Consider the following 1,682-nt stretch of genomic DNA (forward strand, 5'->3'; position numbering starts at 1 on the left):
TCACTTTTTTTTGCTTCTTATTTGCTGTTTTATATCTCTTGACCAATACCTTTGTTATTGCTTGCCTCTCTTTCATCTTTAACGACATATTTGCCTCCTATAATGTTGTTATATGAGGTTTATTATAATTTCGTATAGATTTTTATGTGAGGCAACGAGTCTTACTTCGTATAGATTTTAGATGAGGCAATTGGGCTCCTATCTTTTTTTAACGCACAGGGGGTAAAATATCCGGTATGGATATTGTTTACATAGAGTGCGCCAGTGGGGCCAGTGGTGACATGCTCGTAGGGGCGATGATTGACCTGGGGGTGCCCATTGACTACCTCAGAGACAACCTATCCTTCCTGCCAATTGGACGCGACTGCATCAGTTGCAAGGGCGTCTTGCGCGGCGGACTCAAGGGCACCAAGTTCGACGTCTGTATAGAAGATAACCACAACAGCGCCACCAAATGGTCAGACGTTGAGAGAATTATCAATGCCTCGACACTCAAAGATGGGATCAAGGAGCGGGGACTGCGGATTTTCAAGGGACTCTTTGCCGCCGAGGCAAGCGTGCATGGCACCTGCTACGACCAGACACACTTGCACGAGCTTGGCGCCATCGACTGTCTTGTGGACATCCTGGGATACCTCCTGGCCGTTGACTATCTCGGTATCGAGCGACAGTTCGTATCCCCGGTAAACGTGGGAAGCGGTATCGTAAAGACGCAGCACGGCATCCTGCCCGTCCCCGCGCCGGCCACGGCAGAGCTGCTCAAGGGGATGCCTCTGTACGCTACCAACATCAACGCAGAGCTTACAACCCCTACCGGGGCGGCCATCATAAAACATGAGTGTAGCGCAGTTGCCCACATGCCGCAGATGACGGTTTCGGCCATCGGCTGTGGGGCAGGGCAGAGGGACTTCCACAACACCCCAAACGTACTGAGGGTCTTCAGGGGTGAGGCGCCCGATACTGTGCAACCGGAAATTGCCGTACCAAAGATTATCGTCATCGAAACCAACATAGACGACATGTCCCCGCAGTTGTACGAGCCGCTGATGACAAGGCTGTTTGAGGCTGGAGCGTTGGATGTCTTTCTCACGCCCATTATCATGAAAAAGGGCAGACCGGCCATCAAACTGACAATTATAACACCCGTCGATATACGAGAAGCGCTGACGGGGATCGTCTTTGCCGAAACGACGACAATCGGCCTGCGCTACTACGGGGTAGAACGACAGACCCTTGAGCGTCAGACGACAACGGTTGCGACCCCCTATGGCGACGTGCGGGTAAAGACCGCCCTCCACGAGGGACGTGTAACAAACGTAGCGCCGGAGTTTGAGGACTGCCGGGCGCTTGCAGACAGACACAACGTGGCCGTCAAGGACGTATATGCGGCGGCTTTGCAACAGGTCAATGGCATTGGGGAGAGGCAAGTACATTAAGGCGGTGATTGCCGTGCTGGTTATCGTTGCTGCGGTAGTGGGGTGGTATTTCTACAACAAAGCCCACAGGCAGGCTGAGATCAAACCGCTTGACACAGCGACGGTGAAGCGTGCAGACCTTGCCAGTGTCGTGGTGGAGACCGGCATCATCAAACCCCAGGTGGGGGCCATGATAAAGATAGGTGCCAGGGCTACCGGGACAATCACGCACATGTATGCCCGCGTTGGCAACCAGGTCAAAAAGGG

The 1,682-nt window shown here is 53.2% G+C and carries 1 protein-coding gene and 1 pseudogene; both read left to right on the top strand.

Annotated elements, in window-relative coordinates; all coding sequences use genetic code 11:
- The first annotated feature begins 236 nt into the window (after positions 1 to 236).
- Complete coding sequence (larC, locus tag HWQ67_RS17835; protein ID WP_218254043.1) at positions 237 to 1,436, top strand: nickel pincer cofactor biosynthesis protein LarC; 1,200 nt, start codon at positions 237 to 239, stop codon at positions 1,434 to 1,436.
- A pseudogene (locus HWQ67_RS17840) lies at positions 1,408 to 1,682 on the top strand (efflux RND transporter periplasmic adaptor subunit); the annotation flags it as partial. The gene larC and the pseudogene HWQ67_RS17840, both read left to right, overlap by 29 nt.

It is taken from the genome of Candidatus Magnetobacterium casense, assembly GCF_019173545.1.
GTDB lineage: Bacteria > Nitrospirota > Thermodesulfovibrionia > Thermodesulfovibrionales > Magnetobacteriaceae > Magnetobacterium > Magnetobacterium cryptolimnobacter.